The 22,721-nt window shown below is 69.5% G+C and carries 21 protein-coding genes; 9 read left to right on the forward strand and 12 right to left on the reverse strand.

Going from position 1 to position 22,721, the window contains the following annotated elements; all coding sequences use genetic code 11:
* Window positions 1–16 precede the first annotated feature (16 nt).
* The 5 genes from H4Q84_RS20130 to H4Q84_RS20150 form a co-directional block, all read right to left on the reverse strand.
* Complete coding sequence (locus H4Q84_RS20130; protein ID WP_349238379.1) at window positions 17–982, reverse strand: endonuclease/exonuclease/phosphatase family protein; 966 nt, start codon at window positions 980–982, stop codon at window positions 17–19.
* Window positions 983–1,697: 715 nt separating this feature from the next.
* Window positions 1,698–2,636, reverse strand: coding sequence for an LLM class flavin-dependent oxidoreductase (locus tag H4Q84_RS20135; protein WP_248580853.1), 939 nt, complete (start codon window positions 2,634–2,636; stop codon window positions 1,698–1,700).
* Window positions 2,633–4,000, reverse strand: coding sequence for a condensation domain-containing protein (locus H4Q84_RS20140; protein WP_248580854.1), 1,368 nt, complete (start codon window positions 3,998–4,000; stop codon window positions 2,633–2,635). Before H4Q84_RS20140 ends, H4Q84_RS20135 begins: the two co-directional genes overlap by 4 nt.
* The gene (locus H4Q84_RS20145) at window positions 3,997–5,571 is read right to left on the reverse strand and encodes an amino acid adenylation domain-containing protein (RefSeq protein ID WP_248580855.1); all 1,575 of its coding nucleotides are present in this window, start codon (window positions 5,569–5,571) and stop codon (window positions 3,997–3,999) included. The genes H4Q84_RS20140 and H4Q84_RS20145 overlap by 4 nt, the downstream gene beginning before the upstream one ends.
* Before the next feature lie 2 nt (window positions 5,572–5,573).
* Complete coding sequence (locus H4Q84_RS20150) at window positions 5,574–5,828, reverse strand: phosphopantetheine-binding protein (protein WP_248580856.1); 255 nt, start codon at window positions 5,826–5,828, stop codon at window positions 5,574–5,576.
* 415 nt (window positions 5,829–6,243) lie between these two features.
* Between H4Q84_RS20150 and H4Q84_RS20155 the strand changes: the two genes are divergently transcribed.
* Window positions 6,244–6,423 carry a hypothetical protein gene (locus H4Q84_RS20155; protein ID WP_248580857.1) on the forward strand — a complete coding sequence of 60 codons (180 nt, stop codon included), beginning with the start codon at window positions 6,244–6,246 and terminating at the stop codon, window positions 6,421–6,423.
* A gap of 6 nt (window positions 6,424–6,429) precedes the next feature.
* Here the strand turns inward: H4Q84_RS20155 and H4Q84_RS20160 are convergent, their stop codons facing one another.
* Complete coding sequence (locus H4Q84_RS20160; RefSeq protein WP_248580858.1) at window positions 6,430–7,698, reverse strand: condensation domain-containing protein; 1,269 nt, start codon at window positions 7,696–7,698, stop codon at window positions 6,430–6,432.
* Window positions 7,695–7,946, reverse strand: a complete 252-nt coding sequence (locus H4Q84_RS20165; protein WP_248580859.1) for an acyl carrier protein — start codon at window positions 7,944–7,946, stop codon at window positions 7,695–7,697. Before H4Q84_RS20165 ends, H4Q84_RS20160 begins: the two co-directional genes overlap by 4 nt.
* A gap of 229 nt (window positions 7,947–8,175) precedes the next feature.
* Between H4Q84_RS20165 and H4Q84_RS20170 the strand changes: the two genes are divergently transcribed.
* The gene (locus tag H4Q84_RS20170) at window positions 8,176–9,342 is read left to right on the forward strand and encodes a hypothetical protein (RefSeq protein WP_248580860.1); all 1,167 of its coding nucleotides are present in this window, start codon (window positions 8,176–8,178) and stop codon (window positions 9,340–9,342) included.
* A gap of 338 nt (window positions 9,343–9,680) precedes the next feature.
* On the opposite strand, the gene H4Q84_RS23255 is transcribed toward H4Q84_RS20170, so the two are convergent.
* Together H4Q84_RS23255 and H4Q84_RS20180 are read right to left on the reverse strand one after the other, a co-directional pair.
* The gene (locus H4Q84_RS23255) at window positions 9,681–10,331 is read right to left on the reverse strand and encodes a 4'-phosphopantetheinyl transferase superfamily protein (protein WP_282580277.1); all 651 of its coding nucleotides are present in this window, start codon (window positions 10,329–10,331) and stop codon (window positions 9,681–9,683) included.
* A complete protein-coding gene (locus tag H4Q84_RS20180; protein ID WP_248580861.1) occupies window positions 10,325–10,915 on the reverse strand; it encodes a metallophosphoesterase in 591 nt (196 codons plus the stop codon). The genes H4Q84_RS23255 and H4Q84_RS20180 overlap by 7 nt, the downstream gene beginning before the upstream one ends.
* 139 nt (window positions 10,916–11,054) lie before the next feature.
* Between H4Q84_RS20180 and H4Q84_RS20185 the strand changes: the two genes are divergently transcribed.
* The 3 genes from H4Q84_RS20185 to H4Q84_RS20195 all read left to right on the forward strand — a co-directional run bounded on the left by H4Q84_RS20185 (window position 11,055) and on the right by H4Q84_RS20195 (window position 13,470).
* Window positions 11,055–11,360: a phosphopantetheine-binding protein gene (locus tag H4Q84_RS20185; protein WP_248580862.1), complete on the forward strand. Its 306-nt coding sequence runs from the start codon at window positions 11,055–11,057 to the stop codon at window positions 11,358–11,360.
* Window positions 11,361–11,413: 53 nt separating this feature from the next.
* Window positions 11,414–11,743, forward strand: a complete 330-nt coding sequence (locus H4Q84_RS20190; RefSeq protein WP_248580863.1) for a cupin domain-containing protein — start codon at window positions 11,414–11,416, stop codon at window positions 11,741–11,743.
* 389 nt (window positions 11,744–12,132) lie between these two features.
* Window positions 12,133–13,470, forward strand: a complete 1,338-nt coding sequence (locus tag H4Q84_RS20195; protein ID WP_248583691.1) for a cytochrome P450 — start codon at window positions 12,133–12,135, stop codon at window positions 13,468–13,470.
* Between the two features lie 65 nt (window positions 13,471–13,535).
* On the opposite strand, the gene H4Q84_RS20200 is transcribed toward H4Q84_RS20195, so the two are convergent.
* Together H4Q84_RS20200 and gntD are read right to left on the reverse strand one after the other, a co-directional pair.
* Complete coding sequence (locus tag H4Q84_RS20200) at window positions 13,536–14,816, reverse strand: MFS transporter (protein ID WP_248580864.1); 1,281 nt, start codon at window positions 14,814–14,816, stop codon at window positions 13,536–13,538.
* Between the two features lie 29 nt (window positions 14,817–14,845).
* Window positions 14,846–15,865 (reverse strand): guanitoxin biosynthesis L-enduracididine beta-hydroxylase GntD, encoded by a 1,020-nt coding sequence (gene gntD, locus H4Q84_RS20205; RefSeq protein WP_248580865.1) that lies wholly within the window; start codon window positions 15,863–15,865, stop codon window positions 14,846–14,848.
* 457 nt (window positions 15,866–16,322) lie between these two features.
* Here gntD and vioD point away from each other — a divergent pair, with 457 nt between their 5' ends.
* The 4 genes from vioD to H4Q84_RS20225 all read left to right on the forward strand — a co-directional run bounded on the left by vioD (window position 16,323) and on the right by H4Q84_RS20225 (window position 21,496).
* Window positions 16,323–17,450 (forward strand): capreomycidine synthase, encoded by a 1,128-nt coding sequence (gene vioD, locus H4Q84_RS20210; protein ID WP_248580866.1) that lies wholly within the window; start codon window positions 16,323–16,325, stop codon window positions 17,448–17,450.
* Window positions 17,447–19,420 (forward strand): amino acid adenylation domain-containing protein, encoded by a 1,974-nt coding sequence (locus H4Q84_RS20215; protein WP_248580867.1) that lies wholly within the window; start codon window positions 17,447–17,449, stop codon window positions 19,418–19,420. Before vioD ends, H4Q84_RS20215 begins: the two co-directional genes overlap by 4 nt.
* Window positions 19,417–20,301, forward strand: coding sequence for a transglutaminase domain-containing protein (locus H4Q84_RS20220; protein WP_248580868.1), 885 nt, complete (start codon window positions 19,417–19,419; stop codon window positions 20,299–20,301). Before H4Q84_RS20215 ends, H4Q84_RS20220 begins: the two co-directional genes overlap by 4 nt.
* Before the next feature lie 88 nt (window positions 20,302–20,389).
* Window positions 20,390–21,496 (forward strand): cytochrome P450, encoded by a 1,107-nt coding sequence (locus tag H4Q84_RS20225; protein ID WP_248580869.1) that lies wholly within the window; start codon window positions 20,390–20,392, stop codon window positions 21,494–21,496.
* A gap of 171 nt (window positions 21,497–21,667) precedes the next feature.
* Here the strand turns inward: H4Q84_RS20225 and H4Q84_RS20230 are convergent, their stop codons facing one another.
* A complete protein-coding gene (locus H4Q84_RS20230; protein ID WP_248583692.1) occupies window positions 21,668–22,702 on the reverse strand; it encodes a GntG family PLP-dependent aldolase in 1,035 nt (344 codons plus the stop codon).
* Between the last annotated feature and the right edge of the window lie 19 nt (window positions 22,703–22,721).

Raw genomic sequence — 22,721 nt, forward strand, 5'->3', positions numbered from 1 at the left:
CGGTGGTGACAGGGTTTCAGACCCTCACACTGACTTGGCAGTAAAAGTGGTCTGACTGCGTCGGCACCGTTATCGTGGAGACGACCCGGACCTGATGGCCACAGAGCAGGTAGTCGCGCTGCGCCCCGCGCGGGGTGGTCGGTGCGTGTGCGTCCAGGACGCTTGTGAAGTGGCCAGGCAGCAGTGCCGCCGCCAGCACCTCGGCGGCCGGGGAGTGGTTCAGGTCGACGCCGACCAGCGCTGGCCCAGCTGCGTCGATCCCGAGCAGGTCGTCGGTGAACCGTCGCAACAGCGGTGCGAACTGCGGGTCGGCCAGGCTTCGTGCGAAGCGGTGTAGCGGGAAGAAATGTCCGTTGGCGAGGTGGACGTCGCCCCCGGGCAGCCCCACCGTCCCGACGAGGTAGCCCTTGTCGTGCAGAATCCACTCCTCCTCGCCCGGGCCGGTCGCCTCCAGCCGTGGCGCGGGCAAGACCCGCAACGAAAGTCCGCTCAGTGGGAACCGCGACAGCACGCCTAGCGCCAGCTGCGCCCCGTCGACGAGGTGAGAGGCACTGAGTGCGTACGCCGCCCAGTGGGCATACCCCGCGCGCTCGGCCAGTTCTTCCGTCTGACCTGTCCGATCACCGTACTCGTGAGCCTCTTGCAGGCACACCACGTCGGGGCCATGCGTCCTCAGCACGCTCACGTGGTGGTCCAGGTCAGGCACGACTCCGCGCTGGTGCGACGCCCCCAAGACGCCGCCTGCAATGTTCCATGTGGCTACTTCCAGCCTGCGAGACGTCATCGATGAGCCGTTGCGGTGGCGCGGCCGGGACGGGGGATGTCCCGCAGGGCCTGACGGTCGAGCTCGTCGTTGGTCAAGATCCACCCACCGGCACGCACCGCCGGCGGGCCCCCGTCGGCTCGCAGCACGCCTGAAGAGAGGTGGCCCGGTCCAGCCGATCGCGCTGGTCGGGGGAGTGAGCGGCTTGGGGCAAGGCATCTGCTCTCAGTGCGTCGACTTGGGGTGACCTTCGCCGTCTAAACTATGGCCGGGTCGCCGACCCCGATCCTGACACCGGGGAGGATGCGTCGACGGGCGGCCCTGCGCGGCGCGAGGGTACTTTCTGGGGTGTGGCCGCATCGGCGCAGCCGTCGTCTCTGAGGAGCCTGTGGTGGACGACCTCCAGACGGTGGTGGTAGACATCAAGGTCGCCCCGTCCACGGCGAACATCGTGCTCTCACGGTGGTGAGCGGCCAGCTGCTCGGCAGCCTAGGGTGATGTTTCCGCGCGCGCGCATCCTTTGCACCGAACTCGAGGACGACGATCGTGGGATCAGCTTCTCGGCCCGCTCGCCCGGATCGTGGCGCGTGGCCCGGACGGCTACTTCGGCGCACGCACTCTCGACGCGCTTAGCCCCGTGGTGCAGTCGGAGGCACGGCTGCAGCTTTCGGGAAGCACTCGGCCAACGCCGGGCCGCGCCACCGTGCGTTGGGTGACGCGGCGACCGTGCCGGCGCCCCTGGGGAGGTGGCTCGACCTGGACCTGGTCGACACCCTCGTCACGCACATGGCCGGACGGGTGCGCCGCGACCCGCTCTGACCAAGACCCGCGTCCCCAGGACTTACAGCACTCGCTCGTCCAGGAGCCGCAGCAGGTCTCGGACTCCGTCGAGCCCTGAGGCCTCCGTTCCAATGGAGATGCGGCCTACCCCGAGTTATCGCAGCTCCTCGAGCCGCGACCGCACCCGGTCCGGCGTACCGGCGACGAGGAAGCGGTCACCGAGGTAGCCCCAGGCGCCGGTGCTCCGCGCGACGTCGAGGTACCGGCGCTTCCTGCTCTCCGACTGCATCCCGTGGTTGCCCAGGTCGTAGGAGTCCGCTAGCTCTCTCACCCCGGCGCGCAGCCCCTCGGGGATGGAGGCCAGCCCCGCCCTGCCGTTGACGAGGTGGTGAGCTGCCCACGCCGCCAGCCATCCGGCGCGCACGACGGCACGCTCCTCGTCGTGGTCCACAACGATCCCGCCTGCGTTCCACCAGAGGTCGAGCTCGGGCAGGTCGTCGGCGCGCGTCGGGGCGGCGTCCGACACGATCGGGTGCGCCAGGTCAACCGACGTGCGATCGAAGCCGATCCCGACGATCGCGCCGTCCGCGATTCGCGCAGCGAGGGCCAGCGAGCGCGGCCCGTGCGCCGCCAGGTAGATCGGCGGTGCGCTGGTGCCGGGGCGCTCCATGCAGAGCTCCTGCCCCCGCCAATGCGCGCGGTCGTGGTGGAGCAGTGAGCGCACGCAGCACACGTACTCCTCGAGGTCGGCGAGGGTCGCGCGTCGCCTGCCCAGGTTGACCACGCCGCTGTCGCCCGTGCCCACCCCGAGGAACGCGCCTGCGGGGCTTGCGTCGTGGACGCTGGCGATCGCCGACGCCGTGACGAGCGGGTGCCGGGTGAGCGGGTTGGTGACGCCGACGCCGAGGGGCCGGGTGGTCACGTGCTGGGAGAGCGCGCCCAGGGTGGTCCAGCAGTCGGAGTATCGGCTCGGGGAGTCCCACACGCTGAGGCGCGCAGCGCCCCAGGCGACCAGGGCCTCGGCCTCCTCGAGCGTGCGAGCGATGCCCCGCGGATTGATGCTAACGTCGACGTGCGTGCGCCCGGCGATCATCGCATCTCCGCGTAGGCCGAGTCGTCGAGACCGACTTGCCGGTCGGGGTCGCGGAGCAGAGCTTCTAGGAAGCCGCGGAAGTCGTGGGCCATGCTCGAGACGGTCTCCTCGTCGAACAGCGCCACGGCGTAAACCCACTCGATGAACATCCCCTGGGCAGGGTCGGCACCGGCGCCCTGGATGTCGACGATGTCGAGTTGCAAGTCGAACTTGACCCGCAGGTCCTGGCCGATCTCCACCCGGGCTTCGGTGCCCGGGAGTGTGTAGGTCTCAGGCGTGACGTAAGAGATCGCCACCTGCGCGAGCGGGTGCCGCTGGGAGGACCGGGACGGGTTGAGCGCCCGGACCACTTCCTCGAAGGGGATGTCCTGGTGGGAGTAGGCATCGATGTCGACCCTACGCGTGCGACTCACGAGCTCGCGGAACGACGGTGCGCCCGAGGCGTCGACGCGGAAGACCAGGGTGTTGACGAAGAAGCCGACCATGCCGTCGAGGTCGCCGTCGAACCGCCCCGTGACGAAGCCGATGAGCGGGAGATCGTCACCGGCGCCGCGCCCCGACAGGAACGCGCCGAGAGCCGCCTTGACGAGGGTGAAGGGCGCCACCCGCTCGGCCCGGGCCAGCTTCATGATGCGCTCGCGCATCTCGCCGGGCACCGGCACCACCACGGTCGCGCCGCGCGTGTCCGGGGCGGCCGGCCGCGGCCGGTCCATCGGCAGCGGGATCTCTTCGGGCAACGCCGTGAGCTGCTTGACCCAGTGGTCCAGCTGGCGTGCGGCTAGGCTGCCGGGGTCGTGGACGTTGCCCAAGAACTCGCGCTGCCTGACGGCGTAGTCGCAGTATTGGAGCAACATGGGCTGCCACGCGGGCGCGCTTCCGGCCCGGCGTGCGACGTAGGCCGTGCCGAGGTCGCCAAGAAGGGGCACCAGGGAACCCTCGTCCACGGCGATGTGGTGGATCACGACAACCAGGACGGCTCCGGCACCGTCCTCCCCGGAGAGCAGCCACGCGTGGAGCGGGAGCTGGTCGACGAGCTCGAAGTGGTGCTGAGAGACCTCACGCACCCGATCGCGCAGCCGGTCCTCAGGGCAGGTCTCGACGGTGAGTAGCTGGGGCAACGCATCGGTCTCCCAGACCGACAGGTGGGGGCGTCCGCCGACGTCGGCGTAGCTCGTCCGCAGGATCTCGTGGCGCGTGACGACGTCGCGCAGGGCCGCTCCGAGGGCCGGTGCTTCGACCGCGCCGGGAAACCGCAGGATGAGCGGGACGTTGTACTGGGAATCGGGGCCGGTGATCTGGGTGAGCAGCCATATGCGCGCCTGTGCGAAGGACAGGGGGGCGTCGGGGACGAGGCTGTGGTTCACGGCGTGGCTTCCTCACTGGTCCGCGTCGGGGATGTCGAGGGTCTGTCCTGGAACCGGGCGAGGCCGTGGCGGTCGACTTTGCCGTTGCTGGTGCGGGGGAGCGAGCTCAGCTCCACGACCTGCGAGGGCAGCATGAACGGGGGCAGCGAGCGGGCCAGGATTTCGTGGTAGTCGGTGTCACCGCTGCGTGCCGTGGCGACGTAGCCGACGAGCCGCTGGAGCGCGCCGGTCCCCTGGACGACCACGCAGGCATCGGCCACACCGGGGTGCGCGCGCAGGGCGGCCTCGACCTCTCCGAGCTCTACGCGGAACCCGCGCAACTTGACCTGATTGTCCATGCGACCCAGGAAGTCAACGGTCCCGTCCTCGTTCCACCGGGCGGAGTCGCCGGTGCGGTAGAGGGTCCGCTGTGGGTCGAGGGGGTCGGGGACGAACAGCTCCCGTGTGAGCTCGTCCCTTCCGACGTACCCTCGCGCCAGGCCGTCGCCGCCGATGTGCAACTCACCGACGTCGCCGACTGGGACGCGCTCGCCCTCGCGCAGGATGGCGACCTGGGTGTTAGCCACCGGCCGGCCTATGGACAGCCGGTCGGCCGCGAGGTGCCGGGGCTGGACGTCGAGACTGGTGCTGAAGGTCGTCGCCTCGGTGGGGCCGTACACATGGAGAACCCTCGCGCCGCTGGCGCCGAGAACCGCTGCGACCGCACCAGGGTCCACCACTTCACCGCCGACGAGCACCGTGCCGACCTTGCTGAGGGCTGCCGGCGCCTCGTCGGCGTGGGCGTGGAAGACCGCGGTCGTCAGGAAGAGCGCTGACACGGAGTGCTCGCCGACGAAGCGGGTCAGCTGATGGTGAACCAGCATGTCCTCGGTGTCGAGGCCGACGAGCGTCGCGCCGTTGAGCAGGGCGCCCCAGATCTCGAAGGTCGCGGCGTCGAAGCTGGCGTTGGACCCGTGCGCAACGACGTCGCCGGGCCCTAGCGTCAGGTAGTCGGTGTTGACCACGAGCCGCGTGATCGCGTGGTGAGGGACGGCGATGCCCTTAGGGCGTCCGGTGGAACCGGACGTGTACATGACGTACGCCGTGTCGCTGGCGGTGCCGGTGGGCAGATCGCCCGGACTGCTGGCGTCACCGCTGCGCACGGCTCTCGCGACGTCGATGACCGGCACGGGCACCTGCGGGTCGCGGTCGGCGGGAGCGAGGACGGCGACAGCGCCGCTGTCGGCGACCATGAAGGCGTTGCGTTCGGGGGGGTTTAGGTCGTCGAGCGGGAGGTAGCTGGCGCCGGCCATGAGGATCGCAAGGTAGGTCACGATGCGCTCGGTCGTGCGACCCTCCTGCACGGCCAGGACGTCGCCGGCCGCGACGCCGTGCGCGCGAAGGCCGTGGCACAGCCGGGTCGACCGCTCGATGAGCTGCCGGTAGGTCAGGACGCCGCCGGGGGCGACGACGGCGCGTGCGTGCGGGGTGCGACCTGCCCAGGCGGTGACCTGTGCGGGCAGGGTGTCGTCCCGCGGGTAGTGTCGTTGCTCTCCATGCTCGAGCGCCGTCAGGTCACCGAGACTCGTCACGGTCAGTGCGGAAGGGGGTCGCGACCGCTGACCGCCTCGGAGATGCCTCGCGGCGTGCGCGCTGTAAACACGTCGCGCAGCGAGACGGGGATGCCCAGCTGGTCGCGGACCTGGGCGACCACGCGGCCGGCTAGAACCGAGTGACCACCCAGCTCGAAGAAGTCGGAGTCGGCGTCGACGTCCTCGACCTCGAGGACGGAACGGTAGGTGGTGACGAGGCAGTCGACCACTTGGTCGGATCCTGCTGTTTCGAGCATTGTTTCTCCTCTTTGCCGCATGGTCAGCACTGTGAATCTCGCACACTCGAGACGTCGCGAGGTACTGACACCCATCAGTACCGACCGTGCGCTCGGCGCCCGCCTTGCCAGGTCGTCCTGGGCGAGCTGCCAAGTGCCTGGGTGGTCAAGGTCGCCGACCATAATGGAGCTCCCGCATGCCCGGCTTGCAGGTGAGGCACAATCCCGTCCGACTCGAGCTCGGAGCGGGGCCTAATTCTTGAGGCGCCTGCCTTCGGCTGGGTCTTCAGGGACCACATGTTCACCATGCAGTGGGGCGCGGACGAGAGTTTGCACCACGGCACGCTCGAGAAGTTCCACGACAACGGCAGGCGGTCGAGCAGGGCTGCGCCCGGGTCTGGTCTCTGGACGCGGTCGAGCACCGGTGGGTGGAGAGATGGGCGGGGTTAACCTGTGCTTCGTCCGGCGGAGCACCGGAGACGCTCCGCCGTCCCTGGTGATGCCTGCCCTCACCGGGTCCCTGCTGCCCAGGATCATCCTCGGCATCCAGTACGAGTGCCCGCCCAACGACCTGGGCTGGATGCGGCCCATGGGCCAGGCGGCCGAGGCCTGCTGAGGCGGCTCAGGCCTGCTCGAGCGGCTCGACCGCGTGCGCGGCCGCTAGGCGGAGCAGACGGTCGACGGACTCGTCGGGGAAGAGGTTGCGGTTGTAGGTAGCCGTAACGTGCGGATGCGACTCGCGGAGCGTCCAGACGAACACGATGGTGTCCTTCCCGGCGGCCGCGCCATCAAACTTCATCTCGACGGACTCGGCCGTGATCCCGGGCAGCCGCACGTTGGTGCTGGCGTTGCGCCCCTCCGTGACTCCGAGGAAAACCTCCGACGCCCGCGGCGAAATGAGCGATCTGGACCAGGTGTCGCCTGCGATGTCGAGCGAGAGGATGTGGTCGGAAGTTTGGACGCTGCGATGGAAGACGTCGCGCACCGTGTCCAGTCGGGACGGGGAGGTGCCCCTCAGGTGAACGGGGACCCCCTGGGTAAACAGCCCGAGCGTGCCGTAGCACCCCGGGGTGAAGCGCCCGTGGTGGTGGAAAAGGAGGCCCGCCGCGTCCTCGCCCGACACCTCCTGCATGCTGCTCAGCATCGCGGACGCGATGACAGAGAACGGCGTGGCGCGCGCCTGGCTTGCGGAGGCGCAGACCATGGCCGTGCCGTCGGCGGGCAGGTCCAGTGCGAGCGTCGTCATGTCCGGCTCGGCCTTGGACTCGCCCTGGAGGGAGAACGATGGGGGGATGTTCCCGAAGTCGCGCGTGTAGCCGGTCCAGAACTCCCGGCGCTCGCTGCCCCACGCGCCGTCGAAGTCCTCGCGCATCGCCGACGCGAAGTCGCGGTAGGTCCTGCTCTCCGCCGTGTCGGGCGCGGTGCGTTCGAGCGCCTGGCGGTACTGGACGTTGAAGTCCTGCATGAGGTACTGCCAGGACATCTCGTCGCTAATGACGTGGTCGACCGAGATGCCGAGCAGGTGCCTCTGGTCGTCTCGCTGCACGAGGACGATGCGTGTGAAGCGGTCGCCGCCCAGGTCAAACGGGGTCCCGAGGCTGCGGCGCATGATCGCCGCCGCCTCATCATCGGTGTCGGCAGTGTGTAGCTCGACCTCGGCCACAGGGTCGCGGTGCGTCAGCGCCTCGACGGGCGAGGCGTAGGTGCGGCGCATCGCGTCGTGGCGCAGGCACACCCGTCGCCACGCGTCGCGGACGGCGTTGACCTCGAGCGGACCGGTCAGCCACCAGATCTCGTAGAGGAGGTTGTGCCAGTGCGAGAAGGTACCCCTAAGCCGCACCTCCTCGGCAAGCGACGTCGGGCCGCGGTGGACTGCGCCCTCGACGCTCACGCCTCCGAGTCGCCGTACAGGAGGGTGGCCAGGCTGCGCGGCGTGGTGTGGGTGAAGACGTCGCGCAGGCTCACGTTGGTGCCGAGCTGCTGGTAGATCTGGCCGGCGACCTGGAGCACGTGCAGCGACGTGCCGCCGTTCTCGAATACGTCGGAATCCTCGTCGAGTCCCGGCTTATCCAGGGCCTGTCGCCAGATCTCCGTCAGGGTCGCCACCTGGTCGGGCTGCGCGTCGCTCGATCGATCCATGCGCGGGAGCTCCTCGTTTCGCTGTCGGACTTCTGGGCGAAGGCTCGTCGCGCAACGCCACGCCACTGCCAACGCTACTGACCGGCCCGACGGGCCTGTACTGACACCGGTCAGGATCTGCGGGCGTCGGCGGTCGGGCCCGACTCCTAGCACCTGATAGGACCGGGAGTCGAGGGCGACGGCCAGTATTGCGACCGGTTGGAGGTGGCCCATGCCGTCGAGTCTTCCCATGTTGAGCGCGCAGTTCGCCTTTGCTATGGAGGGGGAGCGCACGGGTAGGAGGGGCAGCGTCTGCTTGGAGTTCTCGGCGTCGCCGGGCAGCTTGGTGGCACGCGACGTCGAGAAGGTGCTTACGGCGGTGGCCGCAACGAACCCGGCGCTCTGTTACCGCCCGCGCTTCTCACGGGGCGAGGCCGACCAGGAGTGGATACCGGGCTGGTGCGACTTCGCGGAGCTCGGGGCGGAGTCGGACGGGGCCGCAGACCAGGAGGTCGTGCAGCTGGTCGCCGGGTTCGAGACCGACCTGCGCGGAGCCCCGCTCGCAGCCCAGCTGATCCGCTCAACCGCTCGCGACCGACTGGCCCTCGTGCTGGACCACGCCCTGGTCGACCAGCAGTCGTTGATGCTGGTGATGCGTCAACTCGCTGCCCCCCGTGACCCCGACGCGTATGAGCGCAAGCGCTTCGAGGCAGCGGTCCACGACCGGTTCGCGTTTGAGAACGCCGCCGCCGGAGGCGCCTCCGTCGCGTTCTGGGTCGACCGGCTCGCGTCAGCCGGTGGGACGCTCCCACAGGTGCGGCAGGGGACGGCCGTGCCGGCACCGACGGTGGCGCTCCCCCGAGTCGCGGTTTCCCAGGGTTTCCGCGGCTCATTGTTCCCCTACCTGCTCTTCTCCCTCCATCGGGCCATTCGGGACGTCATGCCGGGCTCCGCCGCGTCCGTCGTCGGATACCCGTGGGGTGGGCGGGACCCTGGTGTGGCGGACCTCGTCGGGTGCTTCATGAACACCGGCGTCTCGCTGGACAGCACCGACGCACGCACGGGCCCGGGGGCTGTGGCCACGTTCCGGGACGCCTGGTTCGACGAGCTCAATCACATCGACGTGCCCGTCACGCGGTTGATGAGCCTCGACGCTGGCTTCACCGGTGCTGTGTCGGCCTACCTCAGCTTTTCCGACGGGTGGCTGCGCACGGTGAACATCGCTGGGACCGAGGCGGTGCAGATGTTACCGGCTCACGCCGAGATCCCGGTCACATCGACCTTCCAGGCCGCCGCGTCGATTCGCAAGGGCGAGCTGCAGCCCTGGCTGATCGTTGACGAGACGGTGCTGGGACGTAGTACAGACGAGCTGGGAGCGCGCTGGCTCCACTGGCTTGGCGAGGTGCTGTCGCGATGACCTGGTCAGGGTCGGCCCCCCGTCGGCGGTCCGGGTGAGACGGTGAACCGTGCTGGTGCCCCGGATGCACAAGGGCCATGCTGAGGCTGCCGGTCGCCGTGGCCGGCGTGCAGATGAACCTGCGCACGAGGACTGGCCACGGTTGTGCCGGCTGCTCAACGCGTCCGTCTCGCGTCCCACGACGCCGACTGCTTGACGCCGGTGCGGTGGCTTGGGTGGCTGGACCAGTGCGGCGCCGCGCGGTCGGTCCTAGTGGACGGCCCCCGCCAGCCTTTCCTGCAGGCGCCGAGCATGCTGCTCGACGTCTTCGTCTACGAGCTGGCGCCGGCGAAAGGCCCTCACGGGAACGTGACGGCGCTCAGCAGCAGGCCTCCGACGGCGCGGAAGGTGCCGTCGAACGCGTGGAACTCCACACCTGTGTCGCGCCGGACCCCGGGCGTCATCAGGTCCGCGTGGAAGGTCCCAGCTGCCCGGTCGATGACGACGACCGCGTCCTCAAAGCCGAGCCAGCGACCCGTCAGCGGGAACCATGCTTTGTAGACCGCCTCCTTGGCGGTGAACAGCAGACGGTCCCAGTTCACCGTCGAGTCCTCCCGCGCGAGCCCGTCGAGTGCCTTGCGCTCTGCGAGGGAGGCGACCTGCTCGAGCACGCCGGGGGGCAGCGGCCCATTGGGCTCGGCGTCCATACCCACGGAAGCAATGCTGCGGCTCACAGCGGCCGCACGGTAGCCAGGGCAGTGCGTGATGGCGCCGACCACGCCGTCCGGCCACAGGGGTTCCCGCCGCGCTCCAACACGGATGGGTGCCGGAGGGAAGCCGAGCTGCTCAAGGGCCTCTCGGGCACAGCGACGTGCGGTGACGAACTCGCGTCCACGGGCTGAGTGCGGTGCGACGACGTACTCCTCCTCACCGGGGAAGACCACGGTCTCGAGATCGTCCTCGAAGGCCTCAACCGAGACGACGCCCTCGGGCAGAAGCTGGCTTAGCACGCGGGTGCTTCGGGGAGGACGGTGCACACAGCCGGGGGTCGGGACCGGGACCGGGCTCTCCACTCCTCGGGGTATCCCCGCGAGACCTCCTCGAAGAGCACGCTGCCGTACAGGATGGTCCGCGGCACGTGCAGGTGGCCGTAAACCGCGAAGACGGCCCGGTAGCGCGTATGCCACCCCCGGATGAACTCCGTGCCGCACCACTGGGCGAACTTCGGGTGACGGAGGATCTCCGAGGGCCGACGGCTCAGCGGCCAGTGCGAGACCAGGACCGTGAGGAACCCGGGATCCCGGCGGGCCAGTCTCTGCTCGGTGTGGGCCGCACGTGCTCGGCACCAGGTCGCCCCGTCGGGGTTGGACTCGGGGTGCAGCAGGACCTCGTCGATGCAGACTACGCCCCACTTGTAGGCGACGGCAAACGACTCCGCCTGCGACGTGGTGCCCGGGGCCCGGAAGTTGTAGCCGTAGAGAACGAAGACCGGAGCGACCTGGACCGGACCGCCCGGCTTGATGGCCCCGTTAAATCGCCGGTTGTCCGGGTTCGACACTTGCAGGTCGCTCATCGCGAGAAGGAGGCCGGCCATCACGGCCAGTCTGCCCGCTGTGGGTGCGCAGAGCCCCTGACGGCTGACCGTACGTGCCACGCATGGCTGACAGGTGCCAGTAGCGCGTCGTAGGTCGCCCGTGCATCCTCAGAGAAGTCGAACGTTAAAGGAGTCCCGCATGGCCGTGCCGCTCACCTGCGCGTCGGAGGACGCGTCATCCGACGAGTCGCTCTGGCTCCGGGCCTTCAAAGACGTGCTCGCACTCGACGACCTCAGCGAGGCCGAGCTCGACGATCTCACCGAGGATAGCGACTTCTTCCGGTCGGGCGGCTACTCCCTCCTCATCCCGCAGCTGGTCAGCCGCTACGAAGCGCTCGCGGGATGGCGTCCGCCGGTACGCCTGGTGTTCGAGTTCAGCTCCCCCCGGGAGCTCGAGAGGGAGACGGCGACGAGACGCGAGCCGGCCGACACGGGGGGACCGTGAAAGGCGAACCCAGCCCTGCCCCGTGGAGGTGCACGGCGCGGGACGCCGTGCGCGTGAACAAGCACGGGATCGAACTGACCATCTACGCGCCGGCCAACCGGTCGGCCACCGTGGCGAGGGTCGAGGTGCAGCGCGGCCACTTCCAGGAGTTCTACAACACCCGTAGCACGTACCTCTACTACGTTGTCAGCGGCAGCGGCACGTTCTACGTCGACGACCAGCCTCACCCGGTCGGACCGTCCGACCTGGTCACCGTGCTCCCCGGTAGCAGGGTCCACTACTTCGGCAGCATGGAGCTAGTGCTCACCGTCGCCCCGGCCTTCGACGAACGCGACGAGCACCACGTCAGGTTCATCAGCGAGACCGAAAGCCCGCACCACTGACCCGCGCGCGCCCGGTCACGGCTGCGCGTGCCCCCACGTTCTACGTCGAGCCGACGAGAGCCTCCGACCACGCGCACAACCTCACCATCGTCCTGGCGGTGCACGACGCGCCGACGAGGAGGCCCTCGTCGTCGCTGTCGTCGACCTCCCTGGCGGCGCTGGGGGGGGGCAGGTCATGGAGCCGATCGACGTCGTCGCATCCATCACTTCGCAAGCGACGGCGGGGCGCTGGCTCGTTTCGTGCTCGTCAGGCCGTCCGCTGATCGGGCCCAGATCGCGATCGTCTGCCACCACCTGGCCGCCGACCAAGCCCCGCGCTGGGGTTCCGCGGAGCCTGCAGCTGGCGCGAGGAGCGGCCGCCGGCGGGTCGAGTTATCGCAGTGACCGAGATGATGCCGAACGCGGACCAAGCGTGCCTGCACGACGCTAACCAGGGCCGCCACAACGCCGAGATCCGGTTGATCGCATTGGCGCACGGAGCCGGCCCGGGGCTGAGGGCGCTGACAGCTGCTAGTACCGGCTATGCCGGAGCCAAGGGCATGCTCTGGCAGCGCCGTTCCACGGCGTGTCCACCAGACCGAGAGGACGACATGTTCCAGCTCTTCGAACGGCCCGGGCCGCTTGAGCCGCCGTCCATCTACGAGGAGATGCGGAAGAAGGCGCCAGTGGCACGCGTCCCCGTCCCCCGGTTCGAAAACGCCTGGCTCGTCACGTCGTACGACGCGGTGGCGACCGTGCTCTCCGACCCCCGTTTCGGCGGGGCTCCACCGGACAGGGCGACTGCCAAGGACAAGGTTGCCAGCGCCGACGGGCACGCGCGCATGCGTCGGCTCGTGACCCGCGGGCTCACTGCTCGCCGGGTGGAGGCGGTGCGTCCGCGCGTCGAGGAGATGGCGAGCGGCTACGTCGCTCGAATGGCCGCGCAGAAGGCCGACGCGGAGCACCCCGTCGACCTGATCGAGACCTTCTCGGCGCCGCTGGCGATCAACGTGCTCGGCGAGTTCCTCGGCGTGCCGCTGGAGGAGAGGGCAGCCCTGCGCGGGTGGGCGGAGGAGGCGCTGCTGATCGGCAACGTGCCCAACGGCGAGCGGATGCGCCAGGGAGTGGCGGCGCTCGAGGCATACGCCACGGACCTCGTGGCCGCCAAGCGCAAGAGCCCGGGTGATGATCTGCTGACTGACCTCATCGCCGTGCGTGACACCGACGACGGGCGCCTCAGCGACGAGGAGCTCACCTCTCTGATCATGGTGCTGCTGGAGGGCGGCTACCTAAGTCCACGCAACGCCATCTCGGTGGCCGTCATGCAAGGCATCGCCGAGGGGCGCACGAGCGAGACCGATCCTGACGTCGACGAGGTGCTCCGACTTCTCGCGGGACTGACTGGCGAGGCACTGCCACGCTGGGTGCAGCAGGACCTGACGCTCGAGGGCCAGCAGCTCGCCGCCGGCGACATGGTGCTCGCTCGCCTGGAGGCGGCGAACCGGGACCCGGAGAAGTTCCGCGACCCGCACCGCTACGTCCCTGGGCGCGGTGTCCCTCACCTGACGTTCGGCCGCGGCCCTCACCACTGTCTGGGCGCCGCCCTCGCGCGGATGGAGCTGGCTACGGCACTCACCGTCCTCGCGCGCGAGGTGCCGGGGCTGCGGCTGGAGACCGCTATCGAGGACGTCCCCTGGTCCTACGGGTTCGCCGACGCCGGCCCGGCCACCCTGCACGTGTCCTGGTGACCTGCGTGTGGTGCCGACGTACGTCGGGCGACGTACGTCGGGCGACGTACGTCGGGCGACGTACGCTAGTCGGCCACGATCTGGTCGAGCGGGGTGTCGAGTACGCGGAGGCCGCGGGCGATCAGTGTGCTCACGGCAATGAGGGCCAGCACCCCGGCGAAGATCCCGGTCGCGGCGGCTGGGCCGATCGCCGAGGCGAGGACGCCCGCGGCCAGCGCGCCGACCCACCGGATCGACGACGCGCCGAACTCGATGGCGCTGGAGGCCCGGCCGATCAGCCGATCGGGAATGATCCGCGTCTCGTAAGAGGAGAAGAGCACGTTGAGGGGGGAGACGACGAACATCAGGATCGCCATCAGCACTCCGATCGCCCAAGCGTTGGTGACCATGGCGATCCCGGCGACCATGAGCGCCATGAGCCACGAGGCGGCGATGACCAGCAGCCGGCCGGGGAGCGTGCGGACGATCTTGGCGGCGACGAGTGCGCCGACGAGGCCACCGACGGCACCGATGGCGTTGACCGCGCCGACCAGCGCCGGGCTGCCACCGCGCGTGTGCACAAGGACGATGACGAGGATGAACAGTCCAGCCGCACAGGCGTTGATGAGGGCCGCCCAGATCGTGACGAATCGGAGGTAGGCGTTGCCCATGATGAAGCGGAGGCCTTCGCCGATGCTCTGCAACACCGGCTCCCGCGGCTCCTTCTCGTCGAGGTCGGGACCGAGCGGCCGGCGGATTATCATGACGCCGACGATGTTGATCACGAAGGAGATCGCGTCGACGAGGAACGGCAGGAATCTCGCCACCCCATAGAGCAGTCCTCCCACCGCCGGTCCGATCAACCCGATGACCATTCCCCGGGCCTGCATCAGCGAGAAGGCGGTGGGAAGCTGGTCCTGGTCCACCACCCGGCGCAGGGCGGCGTACTCAGCGCCCCCGGAGAGACCGCCCGCGAGCCCCTGCAGGAACCCGACGAGCACGATGTGCGGGATCGTCACCCGGTCGGTGAGCACGGCGATCGTGACGGTGCTGACTGCGACCGCCTGAATTGTCGGGCTCAGCAGCATGAGCGTTCGGCGCGAGAAGCGATCAGCCAGCGCACCGCCGACCAGCAGGGTCACCACGTAGCCGATGCTGAGCGCCGCCTCGACCGCTCCGGCGCCGGCAGCGGAGCCGGTCACCGCCAGGACGAGCAGCGGGTAGGCGACGACCGCCAGGGCGGTGCCGAAGTCCGAGAGCGTCTGGCCGATCCACCACCCGGTGTAGTCGCGGTTGTGGAACAGAAGCCTCCGGGAGGGCTTCTGCTCGGCGTCGGGGTCCACGATGGGCGTGGTCGAATTTTCCATGGAGAGCCGTGTCGCTTTCGGGCGGGGGATCAGAAGATGATGCGGTCCGAGCTCGACAGCCTCGCCTCGCGGGAGTTGCGGAGGTTTCGGGTGACACAGATCCGCTTGAGCCAGCGGTCGTTGCCGTCGTAGCGAGCAGTAAACGGATTGCGGCCGTGCACCGCCTTGTAGTTGTCCACGAAGCAGAGGTCGCCGGGCTCGAGTACGACCGGCTCGAGCACCCGGTCGATGGCGTCGATGAGTCCCTGGATCGCACCCCGGGCCGGCTCCTCCAGGCGGTCCACGTCCATGAAGTAGGGGTCGAGGCACATGTAGGGAGATCTGGCAGACCCCGAGAGAACCGGTCGCTTCTCGGCCCGCGTGTTCATCTCGGTGATCCGTGCGTAGGCGGCGTCGAGGAGCTCCTGGATCTCTGGGGGAACGTCGCGGTCGACCTTGTTCTTCGGCAGATGCGACTCGTCGGGCCTGATGTGGAAGAGCGGCTGGAAGAGGTGATCGACGTCGACCTCGTCCCACGGGATCGAGTCCGCCATAGCGACGGTGGTCTCGACGTTGTCGGGGTTGCGCAGGCACAAGAGTCCGACGTAGTCGCCGCGGAACGGGTGGAACGCATCTTCGGTGTGCCACCAGAGCAACTGCTTGCTCCCCGAGCCGAGCTGGTCGTCCTCGTCGGCCTTGATCGGGAGCACGTCGTGCATGAGGTAGCCGTCCTGCTGGGTCGACCAGCCGAACGGGTCGCCGAGCAGAGTGCCGCACAGGAGGAAGAACATCTCCTGCGGCAGGGCGGAGGAGACCGTGTCGCGATCCCTCCAGTGCGCGGGCGTGCTGCCGATCCGCTCCTGGTCGATCGGGAGGCCGGAGATGACCGCGACGCCGCTGGGCTCGGTGAGCCGGAAGTCGTTGAGGAAGCCGCGGACGCGCGGGGGGAGCTCGTGTGCGAGGACGGGTGCGTGGCGCAGCAGCTCGGGGTCCTCCACTGAGGTGTACTTCTCGGTGATCTCACCGACCAACCGGTGAATGCCATCGATATCGGGCCCTGTCAACGTCATCCGGTACATATTTCTCCTCGCATTGCTTCGGGTGGTGGTCAGCAGGCCGCGGGCCCGGTACGACGTAGCCGCGGTCAACTCGACCCGGGTGGAGCAAGGTGCTTGGTTCGTCGGGACGTCGGCTGCGCAACGAAGGGTGCTGACGTCCGTAATCGTCCCGCGGGTGTCGTCACCGCGCGACGATAGGCCGGGTCCGGTAGTCCTCGCGGCTAGCATTTGTCAGGGCGCACGGGACCCCAGAAGGGGTTGGGCGGGCACCGCGGACCCTTGCATCTGTCAGTGCCTTGGACATAACACGCGGTCCTACAGTGAGGAATTCGTCGGCGCCCTGGGGGCGCCCATCCGATTCGAGCATCCACGAGATCCGGTTCCAGCTCCTGAAAGGGCTGGACGAGCAGGAGGAGGCGGCCGTGGCCCGGCAACTCGCAGATCTATGTCCGCGTAGGGGCACCGCCCAGTGACCGTTCTGGGACAGGTCCCCGCGGCCGCGCTCGAGGACTGGTTCCGCGTGCGCTACTTCGACGCACGCGTGGATATCAGCAGCAGCGGGGTCCACCCCTACACCCTCGGCCAGGTCCGTGGGCTGACCGGCTTGGCCGCCGAGGAGCTTGACGACCTGGTCTTCCGCGACTCCCCGTCGTCCGGGCAAGACAGGTTGCGCACTGCGCTGATCGAGAGGTTCGAGCCGGGTCCGAGCCACGAGCCGCTGGTGTGCAACGGCTCCACGGAAGCCATCCTCCTGGCGGTCTCCGCCCTCGTCGGCGCCGGCGACGAGGTCGTGGTCACTACGCCGAGTTACCACGCGCTCACAGCGCTCGCCGCGTCGGCAGGCGCGACGCTGGTCAGGTGGGAGCTCGACCTGACGGGCGGTCGGCCCGACCTCGAGGCGTTGCGCTCGCTGATCGGTCCCCGCACCCGCGCCGTCATCGTCAACTTCCCGCACAACCCCAGTGGGATCACCCTCACCGCACCCGAGTACGACGAGCTCCTCGCGATCGTCGACCACAGCAACGCCTACCTGCTGTGGGATGCCGCCTTCGCCGAACTGGTGCACGAGGCCGAGCCCCTGCCCGATCCCTCGCGCACCATCGAGCGTTGCGTCTCCTTCGGCACCCTCTCCAAGGCGTACGGCCTGCCGGGGCTGAGGGTGGGATGGTGCATCGCGCCGTCCACGCTTGCCCCTGAGCTGGTCCGGATGCGCGACTACGTCACCCTCAACACCTCGCCCCTGCTGGAGGAGATCGCGGCGCGGGTGATCGAGAACGCCGACGCCGTGCTCGGGCCGCGACTGGCGGAGGTCCGGGGGAACCGTGCCAACGTGGCGGACTGGCTGGCGGCCAACGGCGACATCGTGGCCGGGGTCGCCCCCGGCGGGGGCGTAACCTTCTTCCCGCAGGTCCTTGGGCTCGAGGACACCAGGCCGCTGTGCGAGGTCCTGGCCGACGAGCACAGCGTCCTCACCGTCCCCGGCGAGTGCTTCGACCACCCGGACCGGGTTCGGCTTGGCTTTGGCGCTCCCGGGCCCGACGTGGCCGCCGGGCTGGACGTCTTCGCGCGCGTCGTCCGGCAGTGGAGCCGGCGATGACGACGAGGGGCGACGAAGACCGGGCCGCGCCTTCGCCGCCGGGCCCGTTCGCACGGCCGGGGGACGCCGACCTCGACGAGGTCGAGCGCGCCGCGTGGCTTGACTTCAACCGCACCGCGGAGGCCCCAGGCGACCACCCGTCGAGGTTGCTGCCCTGGCTGGCGCAGGCCGCCCGGGACCATAGTGATCTTCCCGCCGTGTCTGCCGACGGCCTGGTACTCACCTACGCCGCGCTCCACGAGCGGGCCGATGCCCTGGCCACTTACCTTCGCGGCTCGGGCGTCGGGGCAGGGGACACCGTCGCCGTGGTCGCCACCCGGACGGTCGTGCCCTACCCGGCGCTGCTTGCCGTGATCTCCGTGGGCGCCGCCTACGTCCCGCTGAACCCCCACGACCCCACGGACAGGCTCCGGCTGATGCTGGAGGACTGCGGGGCCTCGACCGTCCTTTCCGACGTTTCGAGCGCACCAAAGTTGCAGGCGTTGACCGGCCTGGTACCGACGTGCGCCGTGCTCGACGAGGGCGGCGCAATGGACGGGTGGCAGGACTGGTCCGGGGTCCCGGCTGCCTACCAGCCCGCACCGCCAGTCGAGGCGACGGCGGGTACGGGGGCCCCAGAGGACACCACCGCATACGTCATCTACACCTCCGGCACGACGGGGCGTCCTAAGGGCGTGCGTGTCGCCGAGTCCAGCCTGCTCAACCTCGTGCGCTGGTTCCACGACCGCCACGGGACCGTCGCGGGTGACCGCGTGGCGCAGAACGCTCCGTTGACGTTCGATCCCTCGGTGCAGCAGATATTCCCCGCATGGACCGCCGGCGCCTGCCTGGTGGTCATGCCCGACGTGGCCCTCCTCGACTCCTACGAGCTGCTGGTTTGGCTTCAGGAGGAGGAGATCACCCACCTCGACATGGTCACCTCCCACTGGTTTCACATGCTCGACGCGGCCGTCTCCAGCCCAGGCCTGCGCGACCTCCCACACCTGCGGTGGACCCTGGTCGGGGGCGAAAGCTTCACCTACCGGAGCACGCGGCAGTGGTACGACGTCGTCCGGTCGCCCGGCCTGCTGAACAACGTCTACGGCCCGACCGAGGCCACCGTCAACGCGACCCATATCGTCGTGCCTCCCGAGCGGACCGAGGGCAAGGTGCCGATCGGGAAGCCGCTGCCCCACTACCGCCTCTACGTGCTCGACGACGATGGCGGCCTGTGCCCGGTCGGTGAGCAGGGCGAGCTCTACATCGCTGGGGCAGGGCTGGCGCAGGGCTACTGCTCGGAGGAGGCGACGCGGAAGGCCTGGCTCGACCACTGCGTCTTCGGCGACACGACGGAGCGCCTCTACCGGACCGGTGACCTGGCCCGGCTGGTGCGCGACATCGACGGCACGCCGGTGCTGGAGTTCCGCGGCCGGGCGGACCGGCAGGTCAAGATCTCGGGGTACCGCCTCGAGCTCGAGGAGGTCGAGATGGCGGCCAAGGCGTGCCGGGAGGTGCGCGACGCCGCCGTCATGACCATCGGGGACCCGCCGACCCAACTCGTTTGCTTCGTCGTGGGCGGCCAAGACGGACCCGCGTCGCTGCGCGCCGAGATGTCGGAGAGGCTCCCTGCCTACATGGTCCCGCACATCGTCCTGCCGGTCGGCAGCATGCCGTTCACCCCCAGTGGCAAGCTCGACCGGGACCGCCTGCTCGAGCACCTCGACCAGGTGCGCGCCAGCCAGGCGGTACCTGGCCGGAGCCTGACCGCGACCGAGCAAATGGTCGCAGACGTTCTGAGCCGGGTGCTCCGAGTGCCCGTGACCTCGCCGACGGCCGATTTCTACCTTCTGGGCGGGTCCTCGCTGCTTGCCCTGCAGGTCGCCGGATTGCTGCGCGACTCCGGGGAGCCGGTGCGCGCGACCGACCTCCTCGAGCACTCCACCGTCGAGCATCTCGCGGCACACCTCGACCGAGAGCGGGTCGTCCGATGACTGCACGGGTGGAGGTCGCCGGCGTTAGGCCACCGACGCTCCACCTCTACGCCCAGCCGAGCGGCGCCACGGACGTGGGCCGTCATCGCCCGCTGGTCGAGGCGCTCCCGCGCGACGTGGACCGCCTCACGAGGATCAACCACGCCCTGGTGGTGCACGAGCACATCGCACCGGCGTACGGCGTCGTGCTCACCGACGAGGACTACGGGACGGCGCACCACCGCTCGGTCGAACGGGTGCTGGACTTCGTCGCCGCACGGGACGGGCGACCCTTCGACCAGCCTCGGGCGGCCACGAGCCGGGTTGCCGGCAACTGCTGGCACTTCGTGATGCTCCTCGTCGCCACCCTGCGAGTCCAGGGAACCCCTGCCCGGGCGCGGTGCGGCTTCGCGGGCTACTTCAGCGAGGGCCGGTTCGAGGACCACTGGGTCTGCGAGTACTGGCACCCCGACGAGCGGCGCTGGGTGCTGGTCGACGCCCAGGTCGACGCGATGCAGCGGAGCATGTTCGAGATCGACTTCGACCATCTGGACGTGCCCCGCGATCGGTTCCTCGTCGCGGGTGAGGCATGGGCCCGGTGTCGTGCGGGCACGGCCGATCCGGGGGCGTTCGGCCTGAGCATCACGGGTCGTTTCGGGGAGTGGTACGTCGCCGCCAACCTGATGCGCGACGCAGCGGCGCTGCAGCGCCTGGAGATGTTGCCGGACGATACCTGGGGTGCGATGCCGGGACCGGGCGACACCGTCGGCGGCGAGCTGGCGGCCCTCCTCGACGGTCTGGGCACGCTTACGCTCGCGCCCGACACGAGGTTGACCGAGCTCGAGCAGCTGTGGGCCGACGAGCGGCTGCGGGTGCCAAAGACCCAACCCGGCGGGAGCTGACGGCGTGGCGTCGATGACGGACCGGAGCGTCTTCGGCGAGGCGGAGCCCGACCCAGCGATCACGTCCCAGTGCCGGAAGGAAGTGTCCATGGAACCCAGCGGAGTGCGTTACCACGACGAGCTCGATTGCTACGTTGTGTGGGGATTGGAGCCGGCCCGTGCCGCGATGGCCGACCCCGCCCTCACCAGCGACACCTTCCAGCCGATGAACCTGAGCTACCTGCCGGAGGTGGTCCGCGACGAGTGCCCCGACCTGGTCGCCCTTGTCGAGCGCTGGTTCATCTTCCGCGACGGCGCCGACCACCAAACGGCACGCAAGGCCGTACGTCCCCTCTTCTCCCCGCGCAACATCCGTGACCTGGCACCGGAGGTCGCGACGATCGTGGAGGACGTGCTGGACGAGGCAATGCGCTCTACGGAGTTCGACTTCGTCACCGAGGTGGCGGACAAGGTCGCGGCGCGTGCGATCGCGCTGATACTCGGGTTCGAGTCGGCCTCACAGGAGTCGCTGCAGCGGTGGGGGCTCGCGCTGTCGAAGTTCCTAGGCGCGTCCTACCGTCCCGACTTCGCGATGGAGGCCCAGGTCGCCATCGTGGAGTTGAGCGAGTTCGTCCGTTCGGCCGAGTCGGCTCCCGGTGGCTTGCTGAGCCTGGCGTCGGGGGAGAGGGAGGACCGCGTAGCGACCGCCGCGATGATGGTGTTCGGCGGGCTGCAGACGACGGTCGGCCTCCTGGGCTTCGCCTGCAAATACATGATGGAGTCCGACGTTTCCCCGTCGACCGTCGGGGAGCGCAGCGCCCTCATCGAGCGCACCCTGTCGCACTGGGCGCCCCTGGGGCACGTGGCGCGGATGGCGGACCGCGCGACGTCGATCGCGTCCACAGCCATACCTGAGGGGAGCGCGGTGCTCATCGCGCTCGACGGCACTGACGTCCTCGATCGGCCCGGGATGTTGACGTGGGATCCGGAGTTGCCGAGCGGGGGCCCGGGTCCCCTGGAGGACAAGGCGCTCCACCTAGCCTTCGGCTACGGCGTCCACCGCTGCATCGGCGCACCGCTGGCGCGCCTGGTAGGGGACGAGGTCGTCCGTCAACTCGTGGAGAAGGCGCCCGGCGCCCGGGTGGTCTCTGCGACCCCGAAGGCCAACCGCACCTATCGCGGGTTCAGCGAGCTGGTCGTGCGCATCCCTGGCTGAGCCGGCGGAGGTCCTTGACGCCCCGGGATTCCTCGGGGTGCGCGTGCTGGACCTCCGTCTGGTAGGGCATGGTCGTGAGGGCGAACGACGCCACGGGGGTCGTCGCGCAGAAGGGCTCTCTGCGAGGAGCACGTCGACCTGCTGCCCCAGCTTCCTCCACCTTGCTGAGGCTCAGCGGGCCTCCTTGACGATGCCGGCGAGGATGTCGGCTGCATCGCGCACGTCGGCGGGCCGGAGGCCGCGATGCGTCACCGCGCGGATCCGGCCGTGGCCGAACTCGCCCACGGCCAGGCCACTCTCGCGGGCAAGGTCGACGACGGCGTTCTCGTCGAGGTCGCCGGCGGATACCCGAAACAGCACGATGTTGGTCACGACCGAGCCGGCGTCGATGTCGATCCCGTCGATGTCGGCCAGCCGTTGGGCTAGGTCCGCCGCCAGGGCGTGGTCCTCGGCGAGCCTGTCGATCATCGAGGTCATGGCCACGATGCCGGCTGCCGCGACCACACCGGCCTGGCGCATGCCGCCGCCGAGCATCTTGCGCAGCCGACGCGCCCGGGCGACAACCTCGGCGTCCCCGGCCAGGATCGACCCGATCGGCGCGGAGAGCGCCTTGGACAGGCAAAACTGGAGCGAGTCGGCGAAGGCGGCGATCTCCGCCGCGGGCACGCCGCTAGCCACCTCCGCGTGGAAGATCCTGGCCCCGTCCATGTGCAGCGGGACGCCGCGGTCGTCAGCGAAACGTCGTACGGCGTCGAGGTAGCCGGGGTCCAGCACCCGCCCGCCCATCCGGTTGTGAGTGTTCTCGAGGCAGATCAGCCCCGGCAGGGCGAACTGCGGGTCGTCAAGGTCGGGCGGCCAACCCCCGGCGAGGTCGGCGAGGTCGAGCGTGCCGTCGGGCTGGGTGCGGACCGGCTCGTAGATGATCCCGCCGCAAACGCTCGCCCCGCCGGCCTCGTAGAGGTAGATGTCGCTCTCGTCCCCGACGATGGCCTTCCCGCCCCGCGGCACATGCGCCATCATCGCGGTCAAGTTGGCCATCGTCCCGCTGGGCATCAGACAGGCGTCGGACTTGCCGAGCCGCTCGGCCGCAAGCTCCTCCAGCCGCCTGACGGTCGGGTCCTCGGAGTAGACGTCGTCTCCGAGGTCGGCCCGCGTCATGGCGGTGAACATCTCGGGGGTGGGCAGCGTGAAGGTGTCGCTCCGCATCTCGATCACGTCAGTCGGT

The organism is Nocardioides sp. InS609-2, from assembly GCF_023208195.1.
In the GTDB taxonomy this organism is placed as follows: Bacteria; Actinomycetota; Actinomycetes; order Propionibacteriales; family Nocardioidaceae; genus Nocardioides.